General features: G+C 38.3%; 24 protein-coding genes and 1 tRNA gene. 8 read left to right on the top strand and 17 right to left on the bottom strand.

Annotation, left to right across the window (positions count from 1 at the left end; all coding sequences use genetic code 11):
- Nucleotides 1-3 precede the first annotated feature (3 nt).
- The 4 genes from ACNF4Z_RS03190 to ACNF4Z_RS03175 all read left to right on the top strand — a co-directional run bounded on the left by ACNF4Z_RS03190 (nucleotide 4) and on the right by ACNF4Z_RS03175 (nucleotide 5,975).
- The gene (locus ACNF4Z_RS03190; protein ID WP_458327799.1) at nucleotides 4-3,279 is read left to right on the top strand and encodes a DNA polymerase II large subunit; all 3,276 of its coding nucleotides are present in this window, start codon (nucleotides 4-6) and stop codon (nucleotides 3,277-3,279) included.
- Nucleotides 3,276-4,082: a PRK13768 family protein gene (locus tag ACNF4Z_RS03185; RefSeq protein ID WP_458327798.1), complete on the top strand. Its 807-nt coding sequence runs from the start codon at nucleotides 3,276-3,278 to the stop codon at nucleotides 4,080-4,082. Before ACNF4Z_RS03190 ends, ACNF4Z_RS03185 begins: the two co-directional genes overlap by 4 nt.
- Complete coding sequence (locus ACNF4Z_RS03180) at nucleotides 4,072-5,274, top strand: MFS transporter (RefSeq protein ID WP_458327797.1); 1,203 nt, start codon at nucleotides 4,072-4,074, stop codon at nucleotides 5,272-5,274. Before ACNF4Z_RS03185 ends, ACNF4Z_RS03180 begins: the two co-directional genes overlap by 11 nt.
- Nucleotides 5,275-5,357: 83 nt before the next feature.
- Nucleotides 5,358-5,975 carry a superoxide dismutase gene (locus ACNF4Z_RS03175; protein ID WP_458327796.1) on the top strand — a complete coding sequence of 206 codons (618 nt, stop codon included), beginning with the start codon at nucleotides 5,358-5,360 and terminating at the stop codon, nucleotides 5,973-5,975.
- 1 nt (nucleotide 5,976) lies between these two features.
- Here ACNF4Z_RS03175 and treS read toward each other — a convergent pair whose 3' ends face one another.
- A complete protein-coding gene (treS, locus tag ACNF4Z_RS03170) occupies nucleotides 5,977-7,617 on the bottom strand; it encodes a maltose alpha-D-glucosyltransferase (RefSeq protein ID WP_458327795.1) in 1,641 nt (546 codons plus the stop codon).
- Between the two features lie 132 nt (nucleotides 7,618-7,749).
- Between treS and ACNF4Z_RS03165 the strand changes: the two genes are divergently transcribed.
- The gene (locus ACNF4Z_RS03165; protein ID WP_458327794.1) at nucleotides 7,750-7,995 is read left to right on the top strand and encodes a hypothetical protein; all 246 of its coding nucleotides are present in this window, start codon (nucleotides 7,750-7,752) and stop codon (nucleotides 7,993-7,995) included.
- 7 nt (nucleotides 7,996-8,002) lie between these two features.
- On the opposite strand, the gene ACNF4Z_RS03160 is transcribed toward ACNF4Z_RS03165, so the two are convergent.
- Nucleotides 8,003-8,077, bottom strand: a tRNA-Met gene (locus ACNF4Z_RS03160).
- 85 nt (nucleotides 8,078-8,162) lie between these two features.
- Between ACNF4Z_RS03160 and ACNF4Z_RS03155 the strand changes: the two genes are divergently transcribed.
- Complete coding sequence (locus ACNF4Z_RS03155; protein ID WP_458327793.1) at nucleotides 8,163-8,912, top strand: hypothetical protein; 750 nt, start codon at nucleotides 8,163-8,165, stop codon at nucleotides 8,910-8,912.
- A 1-nt stretch (nucleotide 8,913) separates the two neighbouring features.
- Complete coding sequence (locus ACNF4Z_RS03150) at nucleotides 8,914-9,582, top strand: hypothetical protein (RefSeq protein WP_458327792.1); 669 nt, start codon at nucleotides 8,914-8,916, stop codon at nucleotides 9,580-9,582.
- Here the strand turns inward: ACNF4Z_RS03150 and ACNF4Z_RS03145 are convergent, their stop codons facing one another.
- The 15 genes from ACNF4Z_RS03145 to ACNF4Z_RS03075 form a co-directional block, all read right to left on the bottom strand.
- A complete protein-coding gene (locus ACNF4Z_RS03145; RefSeq protein ID WP_458327791.1) occupies nucleotides 9,583-10,482 on the bottom strand; it encodes an inorganic phosphate transporter in 900 nt (299 codons plus the stop codon).
- The gene (locus ACNF4Z_RS03140; RefSeq protein WP_458327790.1) at nucleotides 10,479-11,159 is read right to left on the bottom strand and encodes a DUF47 family protein; all 681 of its coding nucleotides are present in this window, start codon (nucleotides 11,157-11,159) and stop codon (nucleotides 10,479-10,481) included. Before ACNF4Z_RS03140 ends, ACNF4Z_RS03145 begins: the two co-directional genes overlap by 4 nt.
- Before the next feature lie 42 nt (nucleotides 11,160-11,201).
- Complete coding sequence (locus ACNF4Z_RS03135) at nucleotides 11,202-12,122, bottom strand: dTDP-glucose 4,6-dehydratase (protein ID WP_458327789.1); 921 nt, start codon at nucleotides 12,120-12,122, stop codon at nucleotides 11,202-11,204.
- Nucleotides 12,119-12,946 (bottom strand): SDR family oxidoreductase, encoded by an 828-nt coding sequence (locus ACNF4Z_RS03130; RefSeq protein WP_458327788.1) that lies wholly within the window; start codon nucleotides 12,944-12,946, stop codon nucleotides 12,119-12,121. The genes ACNF4Z_RS03135 and ACNF4Z_RS03130 overlap by 4 nt, the downstream gene beginning before the upstream one ends.
- On the bottom strand, nucleotides 12,937-14,004 hold the full coding sequence (locus tag ACNF4Z_RS03125) for a glucose-1-phosphate thymidylyltransferase (RefSeq protein WP_458327787.1): 1,068 nt from the start codon (nucleotides 14,002-14,004) through the stop codon (nucleotides 12,937-12,939). Before ACNF4Z_RS03125 ends, ACNF4Z_RS03130 begins: the two co-directional genes overlap by 10 nt.
- Nucleotides 14,005-14,084: 80 nt before the next feature.
- Entirely contained in the window at nucleotides 14,085-14,468 is a 384-nt protein-coding gene (locus ACNF4Z_RS03120) for a hypothetical protein (protein WP_458327786.1), read from the bottom strand.
- 70 nt (nucleotides 14,469-14,538) lie between these two features.
- Complete coding sequence (locus ACNF4Z_RS03115) at nucleotides 14,539-15,312, bottom strand: ATP-binding cassette domain-containing protein (protein ID WP_458327785.1); 774 nt, start codon at nucleotides 15,310-15,312, stop codon at nucleotides 14,539-14,541.
- Entirely contained in the window at nucleotides 15,269-16,192 is a 924-nt protein-coding gene (locus ACNF4Z_RS03110; protein ID WP_458327784.1) for an ATP-binding cassette domain-containing protein, read from the bottom strand. Before ACNF4Z_RS03110 ends, ACNF4Z_RS03115 begins: the two co-directional genes overlap by 44 nt.
- The gene (locus ACNF4Z_RS03105; RefSeq protein ID WP_458327783.1) at nucleotides 16,189-17,769 is read right to left on the bottom strand and encodes an APC family permease; all 1,581 of its coding nucleotides are present in this window, start codon (nucleotides 17,767-17,769) and stop codon (nucleotides 16,189-16,191) included. The genes ACNF4Z_RS03110 and ACNF4Z_RS03105 overlap by 4 nt, the downstream gene beginning before the upstream one ends.
- A gap of 36 nt (nucleotides 17,770-17,805) precedes the next feature.
- Nucleotides 17,806-18,546, bottom strand: a complete 741-nt coding sequence (locus ACNF4Z_RS03100; protein ID WP_458327782.1) for a carotenoid biosynthesis protein — start codon at nucleotides 18,544-18,546, stop codon at nucleotides 17,806-17,808.
- A 104-nt stretch (nucleotides 18,547-18,650) separates the two neighbouring features.
- Nucleotides 18,651-20,099, bottom strand: a complete 1,449-nt coding sequence (locus ACNF4Z_RS03095) for a hypothetical protein (protein WP_458327781.1) — start codon at nucleotides 20,097-20,099, stop codon at nucleotides 18,651-18,653.
- Nucleotides 20,092-20,613: a hypothetical protein gene (locus tag ACNF4Z_RS03090; RefSeq protein ID WP_458327780.1), complete on the bottom strand. Its 522-nt coding sequence runs from the start codon at nucleotides 20,611-20,613 to the stop codon at nucleotides 20,092-20,094. Before ACNF4Z_RS03090 ends, ACNF4Z_RS03095 begins: the two co-directional genes overlap by 8 nt.
- Before the next feature lie 3 nt (nucleotides 20,614-20,616).
- Nucleotides 20,617-20,901 (bottom strand): DUF211 domain-containing protein, encoded by a 285-nt coding sequence (locus ACNF4Z_RS03085; protein WP_458327779.1) that lies wholly within the window; start codon nucleotides 20,899-20,901, stop codon nucleotides 20,617-20,619.
- 144 nt (nucleotides 20,902-21,045) lie between these two features.
- Nucleotides 21,046-21,834, bottom strand: a complete 789-nt coding sequence (locus ACNF4Z_RS03080; protein WP_458327778.1) for an MBL fold metallo-hydrolase — start codon at nucleotides 21,832-21,834, stop codon at nucleotides 21,046-21,048.
- 24 nt (nucleotides 21,835-21,858) lie between these two features.
- Nucleotides 21,859-22,551, bottom strand: a complete 693-nt coding sequence (locus tag ACNF4Z_RS03075; protein WP_458327777.1) for a metallophosphoesterase family protein — start codon at nucleotides 22,549-22,551, stop codon at nucleotides 21,859-21,861.
- A 100-nt stretch (nucleotides 22,552-22,651) separates the two neighbouring features.
- Here ACNF4Z_RS03075 and ACNF4Z_RS03070 point away from each other — a divergent pair, with 100 nt between their 5' ends.
- Nucleotides 22,652-23,845, top strand: a complete 1,194-nt coding sequence (locus ACNF4Z_RS03070) for an NAD(P)/FAD-dependent oxidoreductase (RefSeq protein WP_458327776.1) — start codon at nucleotides 22,652-22,654, stop codon at nucleotides 23,843-23,845.
- Nucleotides 23,846-23,863 lie beyond the last annotated feature (18 nt).

The raw sequence follows: 23,863 nt of genomic DNA, 5'->3' as shown, positions 1-23,863 counted from the left end.
GAAATGGAACTGACCCTTAAAAATGAGAGAATCTCAGAGGAAGAGTATAAGAGAAACCTGTACTCAGATGTGCAGGAGTGTTATGAAATAGCCAGAATTGCAAGGAAAAAGGGAATGGATATTCTGGAGGATGTGGAGATACCACTTGCAAATGATATGGCTGACAGGATAGAGGAACTCATTGGAATAAGGGGGATAAGCAAGGAGATAAGGGAACTTTCCCAGACCATGAGCAGGGAAGAAGTTTCAATAGAAATGGCAAAAAGAATTGCGTCCAGACTGAGAGATCAGGGTGTGGAAAAGGCACTTGATGGTGCTGTGAGGACAGGACTTGCAATTCTAACAGAGGGGATACTTGTTGCTCCACTCGAAGGTATTTCCTCAGTAAAAATAGGAAAAAACTACGATGGTACCGATTATGTAACAATAGTTTATGCGGGCCCAATAAGGGGTGCAGGTGGTACAGCACAGGCACTCAGCGTTCTCATAGGTGACATAGTCAGAAGGGAACTGGGCATAGGTTCTTACAAACCCACAGAGGATGAAATTGAGAGATACATAGAGGAGGTTCAGGCATACAACCGGGTTAAACACTTGCAGTATTTGCCCGATGATGCAGAACTGAAAAATGCAATCAAAAACTGTCCGGTTTGCATAGACGGGGAAGGCAGTGAGGACGAGGAGGTCTCAGGACACAGGGACATGGAGAGAATAAAAACAAACAGAATAAGAGGAGGTATGTGCCTTGTCCTGTGTGAAGGTTTGCTGCAGAAATCCAAAAAGGTTCTGAAACACACTGAAAAGCTTGGTATTTCCGAGTGGTCATTCCTGAATGAAAGTGGAAAGGAGAAGGGAGGTGAGGTGGACAGAAAGGCCAAGAAATTCCTTCAGGATGTTCTTGCGGGGAGGCCTGTTTTTTCCATGCAGGGAGCCCCTGGGGGTTTCAGGCTAAGGTACGGAAGATCAAGGTTATCCGGTCTTGCTGCTGCCTCAATTCATCCTGCCTCAATGGTAATTCTGGACAGTTTCATAGCAACAGGAAGCCAGATAAAGGTCGAACTTCCAGGAAAGGCTGCGGCAGTGACACCATGCGATGAAATAGAGGGGCCAATGATCCTTACAAAGGATGGAAGACACATAAGAATAAATTCTCAGGAAGAGGCAGAAAAATATTCAGAGAATATAGAAAAAATAACGGATCTTGGGGAAATACTGATCTCCTACGGAGACTTCCTGGAAAACAATCATGTTCTGGAAAAAAGCCCCTTTTCAAAGGAATGGTATGATCTAATTTTTGAAAAAGAATGCAAAGGCTGTATTTATCCTGAGAGTCCGGAGGATGCATTTCAGATAAGCAGGGAAAAGGGAATCCCATTGCATCCAAAATATAATTACTTCTGGCATGATCTCACTGTTGAGGAAATTGACATCATAGGAGAGCAGATTTTTAAATCCCTATCCTTGAAAAAATTTCCTGAAATAGAAAAATCAGAAAAAATTGTGGATATACTCATAAAGCTTGGAGTTGAATTTGAATTAAAGGAAAATGTGAAGATTCTTAATGGAGATATTCTGAAGATCATTTTCAGTAAATATTCAAAAATTCAAAATATCACTGATCCCCTGGAATACATTTCAGCCATAAGTGGCATAAAAATTATGGCAAAATCCCCAACAAGAATTGGTGCAAGGTTAGGCAGACCTGAGAAAGCCGGGTACAGAAAGATGAATCCACTTGTCAATGCACTTTTCCCAATTGAAAATCTTGGCTCATCCCAGAGAAATATTGCAGCTGCAATAGGTGGAAAGGAGACAAAATACAGTGTGGAAGTGAACAGACGCATATGCAGGAACTGCAGAACTGATACTGCATTGATAAGATGCCCGGAATGCGGTGAAAGAACAGATGATCTGCAGAAAAGTGAAAAGATGATCCTTGACATAAGAGAGATATGGGAATCAGCAGTTCAGAGAGTTGGAATGCCAGAAAAAAATGGAAAGAAAAATCTGACGGTCAAGGGTGTAAAAAAGCTGATGTCCAGTGGGAAATATCCGGAACCACTTGAGAAGGGATTATTAAGATCACAGTTTGATCTTTCCGTTAACAAGGATGGAACATGCAGATACGATATGAGCGATGTGCCAATAACACATTTTTATATAGGTGAAATAGGTCTGCCACCAAGAAAAGCAGTTGAACTTGGTTACACACTGGGAAAAAACGAGATTTTTCCTCAGGATATAATAATACCATGGGATGCGGGGGAATATCTTCTCAGGGTTTCAAAGTTCGTGGATACACTTCTTGTAAGGTACTACGGAATGGAACCGTTTTACAATTGCAATTCGGCAGAGGATCTGATTGGCCATCTGGTCATAGGGCTGGCACCCCACACCTCTGGTGGTATTGTGGGAAGAATAATTGGATTCTCCAAAATAAATGGATGTTATGCACATCCATTCTTTCATGCGGCAAAAAGAAGGAACTGTGACGGTGATGAGGATTCCATAATGCTCCTGCTGGATGGACTTCTTAATTTTTCAAGAAAATATCTGCCATCAACAACAGGTGGACTCATGGATGCCCCGCTTGTGCTTACAATGGAATTGAGACCTGATGAAGTGGATAAAGAAGCACTGAATGTTGATGCACTGGAAAGGTATCCACTTGAATTTTATGAGGCCACATATGAAAACAAAAAACCCGCAGAAATAGAAAACATAATGTTTCAGGCAAAGAACCTGGTAGAAAAAACAGGGATTCTGAAAGGCCTTGAATGCATGTTTTCCACTTCAGATCTCAATGATGGTGTCATGGTTTCGTCTTACAAAACACTTGGAAACATGAAGATAAAGATAAAAAAACAGCTGGAACTGGAGACGAGGATAAGGGCGGTGGATGCAAGCGACGTTTCAGCAAGGATACTTGAATCTCACTTTTTGCCTGACCTGTTTGGAAATTTCAGGGGTTTCTTTTCTCAGCGTTTCAGATGCAACAAGTGTGAGGCAAAGTACAGGAGACTTCCCCTTTCAGGAAAATGCACAAGGTGTGGAAAAGACAGCATTGTTCTCACAATCCACATAGGTGGTATTGTGAAATATCTAAGCATGATAGTTATGATGAGAAAGGAATATGAACTTCCGGAGGAGCTAAAATACAGGATTGACAACATACTGAGAACAATAGAGACTTCATTCAAGATGACAGGAAATGAAATTGATACTTCCGATGACATGGATAATAACCTAGATTCATATTCAGAAGAGGAAGAGGAATGAAGGGTGGACTTTTTGTTACTGGACCTGCAGGGACAGGAAAATCCACACTATGTGGAGCCATAAAAGAATATCTGCAGAGGAATGGCATTGATGCTGCCATTGTGAATCTTGATCCTGGTGCTGAATTCATACCATATGAAGCGGATGTTGACATAAGGGAATGGATATCCCTGCAGGATATCATGAGCCAATTTAACCTGGGGCCAAACGGAGCACAGATTGTTGCATCAGATCTCATAATAGAGAATGTGGAGAGGATAAAGGAGATCACAGATGAAATGCTTGATTACTATGTAATATTTGATACCCCTGGACAGATAGAACTTTTTTCCTTCAGAACTTCAAGCCCTATGATCGTTGAGTCACTTGCTGGAAAAAGGGCCATGCTTGCTTTTGTTGGAGACGGCATAGTTGCCTCAACCCCCTCCGGTTTCATATCACAAAAATTACTTTTTGCATCCATAATGACAAGATTCATGAAACCCACATTGTATGTAATGAACAAGGTTGATGTTCTGGAAGATGACATATTGGAAAAAATATTAGCCTGGGACAAGGACAAGGACATGCTCATTGACGGTTTCATGGAAGAAAAGGTTGAGGGCAGAAAGGATTTCTTTTACAACTTTATCAATTCCTTTGAGGAGAGTGGATTGAGCAATAATATAATAGGTGTATCTGCAAGAAACCTCTCAGGCATTGATGAAATATACGGCCAGATGTCACTTTACCTCACGGGTGGGGAGGATGAGGACACCCTGTATTCAGAGGATCAGGATAAAGATGACATAAATGATCAGTGAAAATAAGTCAAAAATAAGGAATTACCTTCCCGCAATAGGAATAATAATTTCAATCACTTTTTCGGTGAGGGGCAGCAACAACATGTTCCTCACAAATGTACCTCTTCTTGCAAAGGATTATTTTGGATTCAGTAAATTTGAACTTGGCATTCTCATATCCATAAGTTCTTTCGCAGCATTCATTATGAGTGCTTTCATAAATTCAAGAATACCATCAAGTAAAAGGAAAATTCTTTTCAGAGTATCAATATTCATTTATGCAATAGTTTTCCCATTTTTTGCATTTTCCGATGGTCTTTCAATATGGTTCATAACAGTGGTGGAGGCTTTTGTTTTGGGGGCTGTTATGCCCAATATAATCACCTCAGCAGGGATGTTTCAGGACAGAGCAGTGAGGGAGAGGGTTCTTGCCCTGTATACAGTTGCGCTTAGTTTGTCCCTGGCAGTTGAACCTTTGCTTGAGGGCTATATTATAACAATATCTGGAGAAAAACTTTCATTCCTTTACTTCTCGGCTTTTCCCTTCGTGGCATTCATACTCTCATTTTTCATAAAATTTCCGGAGGAAAATGAAAAGGGAAGGAAAAATGTTGAATACTCCAGAGTTTTAAAGGACAGGGGATTCATTGTATCCACCCTTAATAACCTGATGTATGCAATTCCCTTTGCCTTCCTCACAACATACGGTGGACTTTATGGTGAACAGGTTGCATCCCTGAATTCAGCCGAGGTGAACTATGTTTTTTCAGTGTTTTTTGCATCATCCTTTCTTTCCAGGCTCTTTTACGCTGCCAAGGCACCAGAAAATATTTTCAACTACATGCTTATTTCCGGGATATTGACCGCATTTGGACTTGTGCTCATAGCCATGTCAGTAAATGCAATTGAATTGATATTTTCATTCCTGCTTCTAGGTATTCCACACGGCTTCACATATCCCGTATCAATAACAAAAATTTCACGTTCTTTTGAGGTGTCAACAAGGAATTCAGCCAACAGCTTCTTCTATTCCATAATGATGATAGTGGGGAGTATTACACCTTTTCTGCTTGGTTTTGAGGCATCAGACCTTGGTTACAGGCTCTCCTTCCTTACAATGGTTCAGTTTTCAATTGCTGTTTTCATCCTCATAATTTTATTTGAAAGATTCCCCATGGGTTTTAAAAAACCACTAAGGGAGAATGAAAATTAGAATATAATCAATATGTTTTAAAAATCACTTAAAAATAATCACAATATTTTTTAAAGAAAATGCCATAAACCCTTGGTGAAATAATGGCAGAAAAATGGGAGAAAAAATCACAATTTAAACCAAAAGGATTGGATGGCATTTCAGATCAGCAGATTGAGTACCACTTTGAGACACACTATACAGGATATGTAAACAAACTGAACGAGATATGGGAAAAACTTCCCTCAGCTGACAGGAGCAAGGCTAACCAGAATTACAGCGAGTTCAGGGAACTGAAGCTGGAAGAGACATTCAACTACGATGGTGCGCTGCTGCATGAAATATACTTCGAGTCGCTGAAGAAAGAGGGATCAAAAAATCTCTCCGCCGAACTAAAGAAAAAAATTGATGAGGATTTTGGATCCTATGAGAAATGGGTTGAGGATTTCAAGGCCACAGGAACAGCATTCAGAGGCTGGGCCCTTCTTGTATATGATCTAAACACTGGAAAATTGAGAAACATAGGGGCAGATGTTCACAACACCAACGGAATATGGAATGCAATAGTGGTTCTTGCACTTGACGTATATGAACACGCATACTATGTGGATTACGGAGCAAAGAGGGCACCTTATCTGGACGCATTCATGAAGAATGTGGACTGGGAATCAGTGAACAAAAGATTTGAGAAGGCCCACAAAGCATATCTGGCTTTCAAGTAAATCACTCAATTTTAAGCCAGAAGAAAGAACTACCCGGAAGGGTAATTATATATTTTTCTTTTTCAGGTATATCTGGAAATCTCTGAAGTCCAATCATATCCCTTACAATATGTCCAGAATATTTTGAGAGATCAAGTGCAGCATATGAGGGATTCCTTGATACGTTGAAGACACACAGCACTCTCTGATCCTGGTAACTCCTTATATAAGCAAGTATTTCAGTGTTGTTACAGTTCAGTATTTCTATTGAGCCAAAGCCGAATACCTTTGAATTCTGCTTTCTCACTATGATTATTCTTCTCAGCCAGTTTAGAAAGGAGGAAGGCAGTCTGTTCATGGATTCAACGTTATAAACCTCATAGTGATAGTTTGGATTTATGATTACAGGAAGGTAAAGTTGCTCAGGATCACACTTTGAGAAGCCTGCATTCCTGTCGTATGACCACTGCATTGGAGTTCTAACCCCGTTCCTATCACCAAGATATATGTTGTCCCCCATGTTAATCTCATCACCATAGTAAAGGATAGGTGAGCCTGGAAGACTCAACAGAATACCGTGGAGCATTTCTATAACATGCCTGTCATTGTCCATGAGTGGTGCAAGCCTTCTTCTTATGCCCTTGTTAAGTATCATTTTTGGAATCTTTGCATACTCCTTGTACATTATGTCTCGTTCCTCATCGTCCACCATCTCAAGGGTGAGTTCATCATGATTCCTCAGAAACAAACCCCATGAACAGTTTTCCGGAATGTCATTTATTTGATTCAGTATATTCACTATTGGGTATGATGACCTCTTTGCAAGTGACACAAATATTCTTGGCATGAGTGGAAAATTGAAGACCATGTTGAATTCATCACCGTTTCCGAAATATTTCTTTGATTCTGCCGGCCACTGGTTAGCCTCTGCAAGAAGAATACAACCAGGAAACTCCTCATCCATTATTGCCCTCAGCTCTTTGAAAAAATTATGGGTTTCCGGAAGACCCTCATAACCAACACCTTCCCTCTCATAGAGATATGGTGCCGCATCACACCTGAAACCATCCATGCCCTTTTTCAACCAGAACCTGAAAACGTTTTTTATCTCATCTCTCACCTCAGGATTGTCATAATTCAGATCCGGTTGATGACTGTAGAATCTGTGCCAGTAGTACTGTCCTGAGGTCTGATCAAATGTCCAATTTGATTTCTCCACGTCCACAAATATTATTCTTGCGTCGCTGTATTTCGAAGGGTCATCAGTCCAGACAAACCAGTCCCTTTTTTTACTGTTTTTTGATGATCTGGCCTCAACAAACCAGCTGTGCTGATCAGATACATGATTTAAAACAAGATCACCTATGACCCTGATATTCCTGTCATGTGCTTCCTTTATGAATTTTTCGAAGTCTTCCATGGTGCCAAGATCATGGTGAATGCTATAATAATCTGAAACGTCATATCCGTCATCTTTTAGAGGGGATTCAAAAAATGGGAGTAACCATATGCAGTCAATTCCAATGCTTTTTATATAATCAAGCTTCTCTGTTAATCCTTTGAAATCCCCTATACCATCGTTGTTGGAATCGAAATAACTTCTCACATGAACCTCATAAAATACTGCTTCCTTATACCAGAGATTATTTCCATCATTTAGCATAATTTTTCTCCTTCGGATTGAAAAGGTCAGAATACTGAAGGATAAAAGTTTTTCATATATTGTCATCTTACATTCTTTTATTAAAACAAGATTCTACAGATAGTAATTTATAGGCATTGCCATTATACGACCATGTCAGAAGAGAAGTATGTGCACATATGGGAAATAAAATGCAAATCCTGCGGTGCTGTTTTTCAACACATGTTCAGGGCAAGGGATTTATTGAGACCCCATATCTTTAATAATCTTCTGTTCACATGTCCAAAGTGCCATAATCAGGATTTTGACCCTGTGAGATCAATAGGAAAAATACCATTGGAAAAGTGGAAAGAGGAAAATCCTGACATGGATTCAGACAGACTACCTGAATACACATAATAAAAAATAGCGGGGAATGGATTTGAACCATTGATCTACGGGTTATGAGCCCGTCGGGATTTCCTAGCTACCCCACCCCGCTTCATTTCCTGTATTGTTGAGATGAATATAACACTTATTCTATGTATTTGAAAAAAGATAATAAATGTTGAAAACTTAATGGCATATTGGATCCTGAAGAGATTAGATCTGTTATAGAGAAAAATCTTCCTGAAACTGGAAAATATTATTATGGTTATGTCTGTGATGAAAGGGGTGCCCTTGATCATTTTGCCTCCAGGACTATTGTAATACCCTTTCTGAAAAAGGGTGTGATTGTAATTTCGAGAAACAGGTCTGGGAAGGAGCTGAAAAAAAATATTGTTCCCATGACATCTTCATTTTTCAGGGAAATTCTAAAGGATGCGTCTGAAAAGGATTTGAAAATAAATTACATCAACATGATAGGTTCCGGTGGACGGTTCATTGCATCCGGGGAAATAGCAAGAAATATTCATATAAATGAAATTTTACAGAAAATTGATGATGGTATGAGTCCACTTAGCATGACCCTTACATCAGAAAGTGGAATGTTTTCTCTTAAAAGGGAAGGGGAATTTTCCAGTGACAGGATTGAACTTCTCACCTTATTTACCACATCCATACAGAGAAAAATGCAAAAAATAATTTCAGAATTAAGGGAAATAGGATCAAGAGAGGCTTTTTCAATTGACAGTAATGTGAAGGCAAATAATGCTCCAGGCTTCAAAAAAAGATTTGAATTCCATTACGGGATCAACAGCGGAGTATACATGAAATCGATTTCAGGCACAGCACTAATATATTCAGATGGTAAAACAACCCATGGTGTGCCTGTGGGGAACTATGGATTGCCTTTCCTGATTGAACTTCACGAATATATGGAGAGGTGTATCTGAGATGCCAAGGGACAGGATGAAAGAACTTTTCTTGGAACTTGAAAATGTCAGATGGGAAAGGCATAGAATCCTTTCATTTCTCATCTCAAACATAAATGATGGTTTTCCTGCAAAAATGAAAATTTCCAGAATTATTCAAAATGAAGATTCTCTTTTACTTGAATGTTATCTTGAAGGACAAACCATGAATTTTGTTATTGATGAGAACTCATATACAACTGATGAAGATGGGAATAAATTCAATTTGATTACACTAAATCATTATGGGAATGATGGATGGGATGATAAAATAAAGGTTGGGAAAGATGGAGTGGTTGAATTCTCAGGAAGAATAAATAAACCAAGGTTTATAGGTTATCCTTTCCCAATATATGCTCATATGCCACTTTATGAGAATTATTTATGCGTGAACCTTCTCTGCAGACCCGGATCCAGAATAACTGAATCATATGCCATTGAAATGGTAAAAAATGAGATGCTTGGGGATCTTGATGCTAAAATTGAAGGAGAAATTTATGAGAGAGAATTTCTCTATAATCTTAAAGATGCACTTGGAGAGGTTGAATTTTCAAAATTGGGAGATGAAAGGCCATTTGGAAGATCAAAATTTCTTGAAATTTTCTATTCCATGTATGAGAGGAAGCATAAAACAACCCTTTTTGATTTCTAATCAGGCAAGTGAGTAGGTTATGAGCATACCTATGAGTGGAGAGATAACCCACATGGATGCAACTATGAGGAATGGCTTAAGAAACACCACCTTGGTCCTGTAGGAATAACCTGAACCAAGAACACTGGATGTGAGAGTCTGTGTGTTTGAAAGAGGTATTGCAAAAAATGTTGCACCCTCCACCAGAAATGAAGAAATTGCAAGCGAAACAAGTGCGCTTGCATACCTCATACCGTACATCTCCTGTGATACACGCCTGATTATTCCACTGCTTAGAACAACTGCCCCTATGAATATTCCAGCTACCATTACAATCATTGTGTAATCTCCTGGAGACATGGAAAGCAGAAGACCAAATGTATTTGCCCCCAGTGTGAATGCCGTGAAAAAGCTTATTATTACAAGGAGCAACTTGTAGATTACCGCTGACCTCCAAACATTACTCACATTCATGTTGACAACAGCCCTGTTTACAAGTGCTGAGGCAACAAATGATATCAATGGAGCTGCTATCCAGGTTAAAATCAGTAGTGTTATGTAAGAATGATTGTAATTAAAGCCAGTTTTCAAGGCTATACCAAGAGCTGCCCCCACAAGGGCCATTGTGAGTGATAGCGGTATCCTTGTGTATGTTGCAAATGCGAATACTGCCGCTGAGGTGATCAGAGCCAGGAAAACAAGTCTCTGATCATTGGGCATCACCCTGAAAATTGAACCTGAAAGAAATCTTCCCTCTGTAATGAGACCAGTGGAAAAACCCACTGCCCCAAGTATAAGACCAAACCATCTGGAAACTATTCTGGAACCTATTATGGTTCCAACAGCAGCCGATATATTATTTCCTGACACAAGTATTGAAAGGATGAAAACAAGTGCAAGGATTAAAATGCCATATATCATTTTGATACCGAGAGAAGTGTATTCAAAACCAGATCCGATATGTCTTCACAGTCATCAAGAAGATCATCCAGCACATGTACAACAGAATTGATATGATTGAAGAGAAGGTAACTTATGCTTTCTGATATTCTGTACAGCCTGTCTATGACGGCATCCTTCAACTCATCCACATCCTCTTCACATTTTTCTATCTGTAATCTGTACCTCTTCACATCAGATATGTCCTTGCTGTTTAGTAATGAGTTAAGAATTTCAAGTGCATCCTGGTATATTTTCAGGATTTTTGAGAATGATTCATAGAAAGTGCTTACAGGTTCGCTGTGAAACATGGAGCTTATCAGGCTATCCTTTGTTCTCTGCATCTCCCTTGAAAGCCAGTAGGTTCTGTCTATCATATCATCAAATGTTTCCACCAGTTCAAGAAAATTTTCCATAAGTGTGATGCCAACAGCACCTGAGGTTATTCCTCTTTTAATTTCAAGAGTTATATTATCAGCATTCTTTTCATTCTGTGCAATCTTAAAAGATGCGTCATTTATGTTGTTTTCAGGATGGGTGAAAATATCAAGTAAAAGTGAGGCGTTCTCCTTTCCTATGGAAATGAACTTTGATAAGTTAGATATAGTCTCCTTCTCACCAATTACCATTATTTTCTTAAGAAAGTTATAATTGACCATAACTGCCGCATATATTTACTATATAAATAAATATGATCCATTTCAATTTGTTTTCCTTCCACTGTACTGAAAATATTGATCATTTATGAGATTCTCCCACCACCATCTGTTTTCCATATACCATTTTACTGTGATGTCAATTCCCTTCTCCAATGGGGTGTATCTAACATTTATTCTACTGTTTATCATGGGGTATGCAGCATCGTGGCCTGGTCGATCACCCACGTGGTTTATCTTTACTGGTGTGTGTGAACTAATCATTTTTATTATTTCGTTGTTTGAATATTCCTTCTCACCTGGTATATTGTATACACCGTATGAATGATTATCCATCACAATGTGAAGAACTGCCTGGCAAAGATCATCCACGAATATCCACTTTCTCCTCTGATTTCCCTCACCGTAAACAGGTACATCCATTCCAAGTATTGATCTGATTATTGTCTTTGGAATCAGCTTTTCAGGGTACTGCCTTGGGCCATATGCGTTACCGGGTCTGATAATTGCATATTTTAACCCGTATGTCTTTGCATAGGATTTTATAAAAAGGTCCCCTGATGCCTTGGATGCAGAATATGGAGAGGATGGCTCCAGAGATCCGTTTTCGTCGGCCTCCTTTTCTCCGTAAACTTCATCTGTAGATATATGAAAAAGTTTCAAATCATGCTTTCTTACATATTCCAGTATGTTGAAAACACCCATCACATTTGTTCTCATGAACTCATATGGATTGTTTATGGATCTGTCCACATGGGTCTCTGCTGCAAAATTCACAATTATGTTGTCTTGAGGACATTTCTCAAGATCTTCCATTGAGCAGATATCTCCCCTGATTACCCTGCATTTAACTTCCTTTAAATTTTCAGTTCTACCCGCATATGTGAATTTATCAAATACAACAGGATTTTCAAGAAGTCTTATGAAAGATGAACCTATGAAACCTGCCCCACCAGTAACTATCATTTCACACCACACCCTATATTAACAATGGTGGAGTGAAAATCAAAATCAAGAATGCTCTTTGCAAGATCTATTGAAAGTGAAGAATCGTATGGTCTTTTCGCCTTCATAATCGTTCCTGATTCCTTTTCCTCTATTCCAGGATCCTTAATATTGTTGTATTTTAGAATAAGTCTGGCAAAATCTTTCCTGCTTATCCTATCTCCTGCTATATGGATTATCCTTAAATTCCATGGATATTTTTCGCATAATTTTTTTATTGACATAGATAGCATTTTACAATGAATTGGGGAATAGTATCCTGGAAATACAGTTATTCCATCCCCCTTTTCCCCCTTTTCCTTCACTATTGATGGAAAGTTCCTCTTTTTTCCGAATACACCAGATGTCCTTATGACAATGGAATCTTGTATTGAAAGGGCAGCAGCCTCTCCCATCAATTTAGACCTCCCATATTCATTAATGGGATCAGGTTTGTCACTTTCCTTGTAGAGGCCTTTCTCACCATTGAAGACATAATCTGTGGAAACCTGTATTAGTACAGATCCATATTTTTCACAGAGTTTTGAGATTTGCTCCACCGCAGTACCGTTTACCCTCTCTGCATATTCAGGATCAGTTTCGCATCTCTCCACATCTGTGAGAGCAGCCAGATTTATAAAAAATTCAGGCCTGTATTTTTCAAATAAATTTTCAATTGAATTTTTATCCTCTATATTAAAATTCAATGCACAGCCCCGTCCAAAACCAATGCTATCCTGTAGAATTTCAAGAAGGGAAGAACCGGTCTGCCCACCGGCTCCAGAGATAATATATTTTACAGCCATACCTCTGAATCCCTTCCAAGAATTAATTTCAGGTGTCTTCGGCCATCCTTTGTGTGGTTTATTTTCGAGTTTGGCCCGATCAAACTACCCCTTATCGGAGGCATGTCATCATAACCTGCGAGCGATACCCCATTCATAATTACGGAGTCTTCTATATGGCATTTGCTTATGGAACAGTCGTCCCCCATACTGGTGAATGGCCCTATATATGAATCAGTTATTTTACAGTTTTTTCCAATATAACATGGCCCCAGAATTTCAGTGGTTTTATCCAAAACTGTACCTTCTCCAATGAATACTTTTCCATTGATCCTGCCACCGTCATGAAATTCATTGGTCCTGCCTATCTTTTCAAGAACCAAGCGGTTACAGTCAAGAAAATCTTCCACGGTACCTGTGTCCTTGAACCACCCCTCTATTATTCTGAAACCGATTTTTTTATTATTCTCAAGCATTTTCTGAAATGCCTCTGTTATCTCGTATTCATTTCTCCATGAAGGCTTTAACATTTCTATATATTGGAAAATTTCTTTGTTTAAGATGTATGCACCGACAATTGCCAGATCAGAAACAAATGTTTTTGGCTTTTCCACAAGGGAAACAATTCTTTCCCCCTCTATTTTTGCAACACCAAACCTTTCTGGATTTTTAACCTTTGTAAGACCAATTGCAGCATCATAATCACCGCCTTCATATGTATCCAAAAGTTCCCCTAAACCATTATTCAGATAGTTGTCACCAAGAAAAACTATGAAATCATCATTGCCTACAAAATTCTTGCATAGCCAGATGGCGTGTGCAATGCCAAGTGGCCTCTCCTGATATGTATATGATACATTGACTCCCCATCTGGAACCATCCCCATAATGATTTTTCACATCCTCAGCACCCACATGTCCAACAACTATGTTTATTTCAGTAATGCCATTTTTTACCATATCCTCAAAACCGTACTGACTAATGGGCATTCCTCCAACGGGAAGGAGCTGTTTCACATCAGTGTAAGTCAGAGGTCTTAATCTAGTCCCTGAGCCTCCGTGGAGAATGATTCCCTTCACAAAAAGTTTAATGTCAATTTAAATAAATACTTTTCATTGTAAAATTTTTATCATTTCTGACCTTAAATTTTATTAAATTTTTAAGAAATTTTATCCACTATATTTGCAAAAACTATCATACGCATATCCTTTCCCTGCATTGCGTTGTAACCAACATACAGACCATACAACCAGGCAGATAGTGAAATAAGACCCAGAAGAATTGAAACCAGGGTAACCTCTGAAACCATCAGTTGCATCTGTGAGAATGATTGCACTCCTACAGAAGTTCCAATGATAATTGAAGAGATGATTCTTCCAATTATGTAAATGATGATGAGGAATACACCCTCAACTGATGACTGGTAAACATGAAATTTTTTACTCTCACTCTGACTTTTCTCCAATATAATGTATGCTATTGCCCCTACAAGTGGTACCAGATACAGGATAATATACCAGAAATTGTCCTCCTGATTTCCCATTTGGTGCGTAAATGCTTTCACATATATATTTATTATTAAATTATATTATTTTACAATATATGTTTTTTTATTATATTCTTTTTTTTATGTTGGGACTGTTTTCAAGGATCATTTTTGTGTACTGTTCTTCCGGATGATACAAAATTTTCTCTGTACTCCCCTCTTCAACAATCCTTCCATCCCTCATTATAAATATGTAATCTGAAACAAAGCTGCATCTGTTAAGATCATTGTCCAGATAAATAGTTATAATTTGATCCTTTCTCTCCCTTATTATTTCAAGTGCTGCAAATATGTTCAGGGTATCAAGATATGAGAATGGTTCATCATAAACAATGCATTGTGAATTCTGGGAAACACCTATGGAGAAAGTAATCCTCTGCATCTCTCCTCCTGAAAGTGTGCTCACCTTTCTCTGCCCATAACTATTTCTATTGATTCCAACTCTTTCCAGATAGTGCCAGACATGGTCCTCCTCAATTCCATTAAGGGTTGCAGTCATATGAACATGCCAGTTGACATCCTTTGAGGGATTTAATGAAGTATAAGGGTCCTGAAACACTATCCTGAAATATTTTACAGGATCTATGGTATTTCCGTCAAGGAGTATTTTTCCATCAAAATCCTTATCATAACCAGAAATTATGTGCCCAAGTGTTGTCTTACCTGCCCCTGAATCCCCAAATATTCCGTAAATTAAACCCTTCCTAAATTTCATGTTAATTCCATTGATAATTGCTGTCCTCTCATTTTTGAAAATGCCATTATTCTTAACGTGAAACTTAATGATGTCTCTCAGTTCAATCTCCATACCAATCCGGATACCTGTTACACAGGTATCCATGTTCCCCCTCCCTTTTATATTCAATATTCCCCATGCATTTATCACCCATATGAGTGCACATATTTCCATAAATGCATGGATATGAACCCTCCCTCCTTTCATAATGAAGTTTATTATTCCTGTTTTCGTAGACAGGTATGTGAGTTATTATTTCAGCAGTGAGAGGGTGTGCAGGTTTTTCAAGTATGCGATCCCATGGGCCATCCTCAATTACCCTCCCATTCTCCATTATGTATATGCGGTCACAAATCTGAAATAATGGAATTATGTCATTGCTAATCATTATGGTGAATCTGCCATTTCTTCTTTCCTTTAGCAGTTTCAATAAACCTATTATGGCCATGGCATCCAGTCCTGAAGTTGGCTCATCCATCAGAAGTATTTCTGGGTCTGCCAGCAAAGCCATGGCAATAAGCACCCTCTGCTTGTTACCATCACTGAGCTGAACTGGAAGCATATGAAGCACATTCTCATCAATATTAAGAGATTGAAATATTTCTTTCAATTTTTCAAGAGGATATTCTCCATTTTTGAACATCTTTCTTATCTGAAAGTCTATGGAGTATCTTGGTCTTAACATGTCAAATGATTCCTGTCTAACAAGAATTCTTTTTTTTCTGAATTCGAAATAGTTGTCTTTTGAGAATATGCTTTCACCATCAAACAGTATATCCCCATCACTTCTGTAAAGTTCACCCATAATTACCCTCAGGAGGGTTGTTTTTCCTGAACCAGATCTTCCTGTGATTCCAATGATTTCTCCCCGTTTTGCATTTATTTCAACATTCTTTATAATCTCCACATATTCTTTTCCATTTCTGTATCCGGAGGAAAGTTTACTGATGTGAAGTGTATCCATTTCATTTTCCCTTTGCATCATGCTTCCCCATGTTCTTCATCGATGAGGTTAACGTTCTTCCCTGCCCTCTCCATCACATCTGGCTTCAGTCTTTTCATTCTCACAGCATAAATGTAGCAGAAAAGTGTATAGAGGAAAACGGAGATGGTTGCCTCACCTATTGGATATACGAATGAATTTACACTTTCATAAAGTACGAATGCAAAAATAATTGTTGCAATAACAGGAAATCCATAGTGTGATATGACATGTTTAAGAAAATCAAGTCTTCCTGTATGCTTTTCCTTCAGTCTGGAAAATAGGGTGATGACGCTTGTGTTCAAAAGCAAGTGTGTGATGATCAAACCCCCAAGTGCCATTGTTGTGAGAAAATTGAAACTGTCCTGCAGAGCTGTAACCACCTGAGGATTGCCGGCACTTCCCGTTATGATTGTACCCAATGGAATGCCAAGTCCTGCTGTGATCCCAAATGTTGCCACCAGGGCAGCTGTGGAAGACATTACTGCCACAAAGGCCAGGGCATTCGATGGAGTCACATACTTACTGTGAATCTTTGAGAAAAATTTTGGTATTATTCCGTCCCTTCCCATTGCAAAATAGACCCTGCCTGCGTTTGCCTGCATTGCAACAGAGTCCGAGAAGGCAGAATTGAATGCAACCAGTGTGAACATTATTCCTCCAAGAATTCCTGTGTAAGTTACTGCCACGAGAACACCTGGTATGGACTGCTGTAGAAAACTGTCCATTAGGGGTACACTTGTTCCCCATCCCACGATCTGTGCATATGCAACCTCTGTGAGAACTAAACCAACAAGCAATAATCCAACCGTAAGGGATCTGGTTATTGCATTTGGATTGTTAACCTCCTCCCCCAATGGTGCAGAGCCGCCATATCCTATGAAACTGGTAAGTCCGAAGACCATTCCTAATCCAAGACCCGCAAAAACACCACCGTTTGATGAGAACATGGAATTAAACTGTGGCCAAGCAAATGGGTTGAAAACATTTGCGGTGTTGTCAGGAGCCTTGATAATTTCGATTCCTGAAATTACAGCAAGGAAGATGAGTTCAAAGAATGAGGCGTATTTAATGTACTTCATTTGCGGCCTAATTCCAACTATTGCTATGCTTATTGGAACAATGATGAATGCAAGTATGAAGGGTATCCATATCCATGCAGGCATTCCTATACCAAGGAAATATGAAACGATTCCAGGCAAAAATACACCTGCAACAAACACTGGAATGGCTGCGGTACTGACTATCTGATACATAGGATACATCAAACCTGCCGTAACTGCAGGAACAGGACCGAATGCGTTTGCGATGTATCCATAGTAACCTCCCGCACTTGCATGCCTCTTTGAAAGGTGATATAGAGTGTTGACCTCAAGAAACATGGTTAGTGTGGCAATTATGAAAGCAAGTGGTGTCAGTATGAGTGCAAAGGATGCAGAGGATACCACAAAAGCAACGGAATCACATGCAGGAGCCATTGCGGATATTTCTTCTGCTATTGCACCCCAAACCCCAACTTCTCCTTTTTTTAACCTGTTTTCATATTTGTTTGATAGAAGTTCGGAGTTAGTCTTGATCATATAATGTTAGTATCATACTAATATATTTAATAATTTTTATGTATGAAAATTAAAAGTTGCACTTTCCCTGGGTTTGTTTTTCTCAAGTGTGTATTTCATGATGAATAAGAGGAATATGGCAATAAATATTATCAATGAGATCATTGCTGGTACCCTGAGACCATCATATAAATCAGAAATGCAGTTATCAATTCCAAAAAGGGTGTAGAAAATCAGAGCCCTTGAATCCCAGTGCCATGAATTTTTCACCATTAAGTGATATACCATTATTATGACAGCAGATGTAATGAACCATCCAAGGAAGTTTGTCCATGGATCTCCATAATACTGGGTTTTTGAAATCCAGATCCATAGGTGGCCAGAGTATCTTGGATCAAATGAGAGATCAAGGGCTACCATCAAAAAAGGCATGAGAATCTTTCCTCCCGCTCTATAGGAAAAAAAGCCCAGTGATGCCCATAAAAATGGTATGAATACTGGAATTCCTTCAATTCTGGGACCAAGCTCATACGTATAAACATACTTTCCAAATGGTATACCTGTATGAATGCTAAGTAATTCAAAAACAGAACCTATTAAAGCAGCGGAAATGAAAAATAATAATGATTTTTTTGAACCAATTATGAGCACTGATGAAATTCCATATACTACAATGAGTAGAAGAGATGTTAAAAATGTATTGAAAATAAAACTGCTTTTCAACTCAGGTATCTGTCCAATAAAAAGATACACAATATATGCAAAAGAAATATACCAGGCTATGTCCTGTCTCTTCATTTAAATGATATGATTAATTTTATATAAATATATTTCACAGTGAAAGACATCATCTGTTGTATTATATCATATAAATATAATTTGTGAGGGAAAATTACCTTCTCCTATTGAATGTCTGGAACCCTTCTGAAATATGAATAAATCGATGTGTTTGTAAAATACCACATAACCGGTAGTGACACCAGCAAAAGTATCACTGAAAAATATATCTGCTGGAGAAGATCAAACTGAGTCCATACCTGCACCTGTATAACTGCAGAGATGTAGAGAAAAATGAGGAATATAAGGGGAAACATTCCCGCCAAATATTCATAAAATACTATTTTTTCCCTGGTTTTCAGAGATGTTATTACAATTGCTATAATTGACCCTGAAGCAAATGAAATGATTCCCATGATGGAAAAAATGAGTCCTGAAACAACTGCAATAGAGAGTAACTGTGGAAGGTACCATATGATCATCAAAGCACCTGAAATCCCACCAAGTAAAATCAGTGTAATATTATCAATTTTAAAATTTAATGAAAAGAACTGAAATATTATTAGCAGGGATACTAAAGCCACTATAAAGAGTCCAACGTTTGTTGAAAAGTAGAATAGGAGGTTTGACTGAAGATTCACATAAACCCCAATGGTTACAAGGAGTGGTGAAACTATGAGGAGCCCTGATACAAGTAAGATGTATGAAAGTCTTTTTGGCTTTCTTACCCATAAATAGGAAAAGAAATGTGGATATTTTCCCATCATACCTAATTTTATGTCCACAAATGTGAGAATTGAGAGCAAAAGACTCTCCGTAATTACAGGAAGGGAAATGAGACCTATGATTTCTGAACCAATAACAGGGATAAGTGAGGTTGTTGTTTCACACTGACAGCTTAACACAGTGAATGAGAGGGAAAGTGCTGTAAATTTGTCTGCGACATTGCTCCCTCCACTGGCAATTTGAATTATCATCCTTATATTTTCAATGAGAAAGAAGCCAAGAAGCATTATAAGTATGAAAAAGGGATAACTAAATGTAATAACAAAATATCTTTCACCTGCTATTGATATTCCATTTGCGAACAGCAATGGTATTCCTGCAGAATTTATATCTGCACTAATTGGCAGAACATATATATTTCTTAGATTTTGAAAAGAAACGTACCTCACAAGTGTGGCCAGAATTGCCATTAAAAATATGTAAAAAAAGTAGGAAATATAGTATGGAACATATGACCTTTTCCCTGAAAGCATTATCCTTATTGATATTGCAATTGACAGGCCCTGCAGTATGAGGTCAATGGGAATTGTGAAATCAAGCAACAGGGTGAGAAGCACTGCCGCAGCAAATGCTCCCATAAAATAATTTGCCATATCCATATTTTTAAAATAAAGAAATGATGATACAATTGTGATGATGAATATGAGTGATGCAAGTTCAATTATATACTGAGTATAGTTGAACGCCACAATGATTCCAGATTCAACCGTAAATATTATACTAAAAAGATAAAGAATTCCTGCTGAAATCGAATACAGCAATTTCTGGCTGTTTTCCATTTTAACCAACTATCCTGATGTAATTTCCCAGTATGGTAATTAATATTCCTGATATAACAAGTGCCATTGACCATGCCAGTGCGCTTCCACCTGATACCTTTCCAATCAGCGCTCCAACCAAACCCAGGATTGCATAGGAAATTATTATTGAATAAAGTGGTGAAATAAGCCCAAGGGAGTATGGTATAAGAGTGGATGAGGCTCCAAGAAATCCCATTAACAGTGAAAGGCCCCCTCCATATAATGCCTCGAGGAGTATTGATCGGAAAAGATGTTTTCTCTGCCTGTCTTTATTTCCTGGCCTCAATGCTATCTCAACCCTGTGTGCATCACTTCTCAACTTACCGTACTCAGCAATAAGATAACTTAGTGCACTTACAAAAGATGAACCAATACTTATGTCAAGGGCAACCAGAAGGGTTAGTTTTGATCCTGATATCAATGCGTTTGCTGAAATCATTATTGCTGAAATTATACCATCAATAACACCTATGGTGACTGGGAAAAAAAGATCCCGATCCATTAATCACTGATCTCTTCTTATGTTTTCTATGAGTTTTGAGCCTGCAGCTATCTCATCCACTGAGTGTACAACGGCCCCGCTGTCCTCAATCTGCCTGATTATCTCATCGTAATCAATGTTGTTACCTTCAATGGTAATGTTTGTGCCCATGGTTTCCATATCCATGTCTGTTACGCTTATATTCACACCTTCAACACCTCTCACTGAACTTATTATTCTTGCAAGTTCAACAAGAGTTGGCCTGTTAAGACCCTTATCAACATCAAGTATGAGTCTCCTTATATTCATTCCCTTTTTACACCTTAAACTACAGTATGGTTAATTTCAAAAATTAAATAAATTTTTTGAAAATAATTTCAATTAATTTCATAATTTTCTCAATAAAAATTTTATTAATTAAAATGTCATATTATCCTTTCAATTTTCAATGGATCAAAACACCTTTTGAAAACCTGGATTTTCAAAATCTCCATTTAGAGTGCATAAACTAACATCTGGATCGTGGCAAAAAGCAATCATAAAATTTTCATTTATGGCCTTTTTTATAATATCTTTTTTTAATTCGTATGATGTCACCGGATACTGGTCTATTGCAGTTATTCTGTTCGACTTCAGATGAAGGGATGTTGGAATAAGATCCCCTGGAAAAATTATCCTGTTCTTTCTACCTTCATAGAATATTACGGTACTTCCTGCTGTGTGTCCTCCACACTTAATTAAATGAAAATTTCCCTCCCTGTATTCACTGAAGAATGGCCTAAGTGTTGTTTCAGACATTTTGAAATCCCTCACATAACTGTTCTGTGAAAGCACGGATGGCGCCCTCAACTCATTAATCTCCTCTATTGAGGCCATCGATGACTTTCCTATGCTTGATTGGGAAAGATACCCCATGTGATCAAAATGCAGATGCGTGTAGAATACTGTTTCAAACACCCCTATATTCATTTTTTTCAAATATGACTTCAGACCATTGTTTGTACGTACTTCAAACCATTTATCAAAATATGGCCCGGGATCACCAATACCTGAGTCCACTGAATAATATTTTTCATCCTCCTGGATTATGAATGCCTTTGCATTAAGATCTATTCTCCTGTTTTCCTTTTCGTTGAAATACTTAGACCATACATTGTAAGGGGTTGTTCCAAACAAAGCTCCTGAATCAAGTGAGAATTTTCCATCAATTACCACATCAATGGATTCAGTTTCAACAACCATATAACATCATTTAAATTCTCCATATCATATTTCCTTTAATTTATCATATTCGCCATATTTAATGTATCCTGCATGAATTCCTTTTTCAACCCGGATGTAGAATATTTTATCGTTAACCTTCATGTTGCCTGGATTAACCACCTGAGTATTGCCAATCAATGAAATTCCTGGGTTCTCATGTATGTGGCCGCAAACGTGGACTTCTGGGCTTGCATTCCTTATGAATCTGAGTATGCCGACAGATCCTGCATGATCACCGTTCCTGGTGTAGTCAAGGACTCCATAGGGAGGCACATGGCTTATTGAAATGTTATAACAGCCATTTTCCTTTTTCATTGCCATCATTGAAAGATTGTACAGCTGATTCTCACTCAGAGAGAAAAATGAACCATGATCCGTACCAGTCTGCATACCCCCTGTACCTGAAAATATGACATTTTTAAACTTTTTATCCGTTCCATGTAACATGATTATATTTTCATAATTTTTTGAAATGTCAATGTAATCAGGAAGATCACTGTTTCCAGGAACGCAAATTGTGATGCCTGTGAAATCCTTAAGCATATCAAATACCGTGAAAACTGAATCATGATCCTTCCACCCTGCAATGTCTCCTCCAATTATAATTACATCAAATTCATAGGTCTGGGCAACTTTCAGAATGAAACTGGCCACTTTTTTCTGTCCATGAATATCAGAAGTGACTAGAAATTTCATTATTGAAACAATTTTTCTATAAATATTAGCTTTTCCTCACCAATTATTAATAAATAGGAAAAAATATTAAAAAAGTACTGATCATAAATGGCTGATCATAATGGTTGATTTTCAATACATTATTATAGGTGGAGGGGTGATGGGGGCGAGCATAGCTTTCCACCTGACAAGGGAGGGGCACAAAGTTTGTCTGATTGAGTGGAGAACCGTGGCAAGCGGTAATACGGGAAAATCAAGTGCACTTGTGAGAACACACTATTCCAACGAAACGGTGGCGAGAATGGCTCTATACTCATTGAAGAGCTTTCAACATTACGATTCTACAGGTTTCACAAAATACACAAAAAATGGTATGGTGTTCCCCTTCAGTGGCAGGGATGCCGATATTGCACTGAAAAATATGGAGATGCTAAAATCCATAGGTGTGGACGAAAGAATCGTGGACAAACAGTTCCTTGTGGAAAAATATGGAAATATTAACACAGACAAATTTGACCTTTTATTATATGAGCCGGAGAGTGGATATGCAGATCCTGTGGCCACAACAAATGCTTTCATGGATGGTGCTAAAGCATCCGGCTGCTCCATTATGTATGGAGAGGCAGTAAAGATTGAGAGTGCAAATGGGGTAGTAAATGTAACACTTTCAGGTGGCAAATCGGTAACAGGTAACAAGGTAATAATTGCAACAAATGTTTGGACAAACCGCCTGCTGGAGAATTCAGGCATCAAAAGGATTTACCTGCCTCCCATTCATGCATCTGTACATGGAATCATATATCTCAGAAGGCCAAAGGAAATGAAGGGTATGAAACCAACACTTTGGGATCCGCCAAACCGTCTTTATTACAAGATGGAAGGTGAATCTATGATAGTAATAGGATCCATTGATCCTTCTCTTGACAGAAAAAGCTATGATGTTTTTGAGCCATTGAATGAAAGGATGGATCAGGAAGAGATTATGGAATATCTTGGCTTGGCAATAAACAGACTGCCAGATCTGGGAAAGGGTACCATCATAGACACCATAAGAGGGTATTATGACATGACACCAGATGGTCAGCCAATCATTGATTCCCTTGAAAATACAGGCCTGGAAAACTGTTTTATATGCGCAGGATTCAGCGGACATGGATTCAAATTATCACCGGCAATAGGAAAGATCGTATTTGATATGGTAACTGGGAAGGATCCTGAAAATTCAATGTTTGACTGGCGCATATTCTCCCTGAAAAGATTTGTAACAGGAAATACAATAAAAAGTCTTTATGATGACATAGGAACAATATATTGAAAAATTTATTGAATACCC

This window comes from Caldiplasma sukawensis, assembly GCF_052315375.1.
Lineage (GTDB): Archaea > Thermoplasmatota > Thermoplasmata > Thermoplasmatales > Thermoplasmataceae > Cuniculiplasma.
This window is presented reverse-complemented; position numbering and strand designations above follow the sequence as displayed.

What these genes read in the sequence shown, in the direction of transcription:
- ACNF4Z_RS03190 (WP_458327799.1), top strand. Translation starts at nt 4, where the DNA reads ATGGAACTGACCCTTAAAAATGAGAGAATCTCAGAGGAAGAGTATAAG.
- ACNF4Z_RS03185 (WP_458327798.1), top strand. Translation starts at nt 3,276, where the DNA reads ATGAAGGGTGGACTTTTTGTTACTGGACCTGCAGGGACAGGAAAATCC.
- ACNF4Z_RS03180 (WP_458327797.1), top strand. Translation starts at nt 4,072, where the DNA reads ATGATCAGTGAAAATAAGTCAAAAATAAGGAATTACCTTCCCGCAATA.
- ACNF4Z_RS03175 (WP_458327796.1), top strand. Translation starts at nt 5,358, where the DNA reads ATGGCAGAAAAATGGGAGAAAAAATCACAATTTAAACCAAAAGGATTG.
- treS (WP_458327795.1), bottom strand. Translation starts at nt 7,617, where the DNA reads ATGCTAAATGATGGAAATAATCTCTGGTATAAGGAAGCAGTATTTTAT.
- ACNF4Z_RS03165 (WP_458327794.1), top strand. Translation starts at nt 7,750, where the DNA reads ATGTCAGAAGAGAAGTATGTGCACATATGGGAAATAAAATGCAAATCC.
- ACNF4Z_RS03150 (WP_458327792.1), top strand. Translation starts at nt 8,914, where the DNA reads ATGCCAAGGGACAGGATGAAAGAACTTTTCTTGGAACTTGAAAATGTC.
- ACNF4Z_RS03145 (WP_458327791.1), bottom strand. Translation starts at nt 10,482, where the DNA reads ATGATATATGGCATTTTAATCCTTGCACTTGTTTTCATCCTTTCAATA.
- ACNF4Z_RS03140 (WP_458327790.1), bottom strand. Translation starts at nt 11,159, where the DNA reads ATGGTCAATTATAACTTTCTTAAGAAAATAATGGTAATTGGTGAGAAG.
- ACNF4Z_RS03135 (WP_458327789.1), bottom strand. Translation starts at nt 12,122, where the DNA reads ATGATAGTTACTGGTGGGGCAGGTTTCATAGGTTCATCTTTCATAAGA.
- ACNF4Z_RS03130 (WP_458327788.1), bottom strand. Translation starts at nt 12,946, where the DNA reads ATGGCTGTAAAATATATTATCTCTGGAGCCGGTGGGCAGACCGGTTCT.
- ACNF4Z_RS03120 (WP_458327786.1), bottom strand. Translation starts at nt 14,468, where the DNA reads ATGGGAAATCAGGAGGACAATTTCTGGTATATTATCCTGTATCTGGTA.
- ACNF4Z_RS03115 (WP_458327785.1), bottom strand. Translation starts at nt 15,312, where the DNA reads ATGGATACCTGTGTAACAGGTATCCGGATTGGTATGGAGATTGAACTG.
- ACNF4Z_RS03110 (WP_458327784.1), bottom strand. Translation starts at nt 16,192, where the DNA reads ATGATGCAAAGGGAAAATGAAATGGATACACTTCACATCAGTAAACTT.
- ACNF4Z_RS03105 (WP_458327783.1), bottom strand. Translation starts at nt 17,769, where the DNA reads ATGATCAAGACTAACTCCGAACTTCTATCAAACAAATATGAAAACAGG.
- ACNF4Z_RS03100 (WP_458327782.1), bottom strand. Translation starts at nt 18,546, where the DNA reads ATGAAGAGACAGGACATAGCCTGGTATATTTCTTTTGCATATATTGTG.
- ACNF4Z_RS03090 (WP_458327780.1), bottom strand. Translation starts at nt 20,613, where the DNA reads ATGGATCGGGATCTTTTTTTCCCAGTCACCATAGGTGTTATTGATGGT.
- ACNF4Z_RS03085 (WP_458327779.1), bottom strand. Translation starts at nt 20,901, where the DNA reads ATGAATATAAGGAGACTCATACTTGATGTTGATAAGGGTCTTAACAGG.
- ACNF4Z_RS03080 (WP_458327778.1), bottom strand. Translation starts at nt 21,834, where the DNA reads ATGGTTGTTGAAACTGAATCCATTGATGTGGTAATTGATGGAAAATTC.
- ACNF4Z_RS03075 (WP_458327777.1), bottom strand. Translation starts at nt 22,551, where the DNA reads ATGAAATTTCTAGTCACTTCTGATATTCATGGACAGAAAAAAGTGGCC.
- ACNF4Z_RS03070 (WP_458327776.1), top strand. Translation starts at nt 22,652, where the DNA reads ATGGTTGATTTTCAATACATTATTATAGGTGGAGGGGTGATGGGGGCG.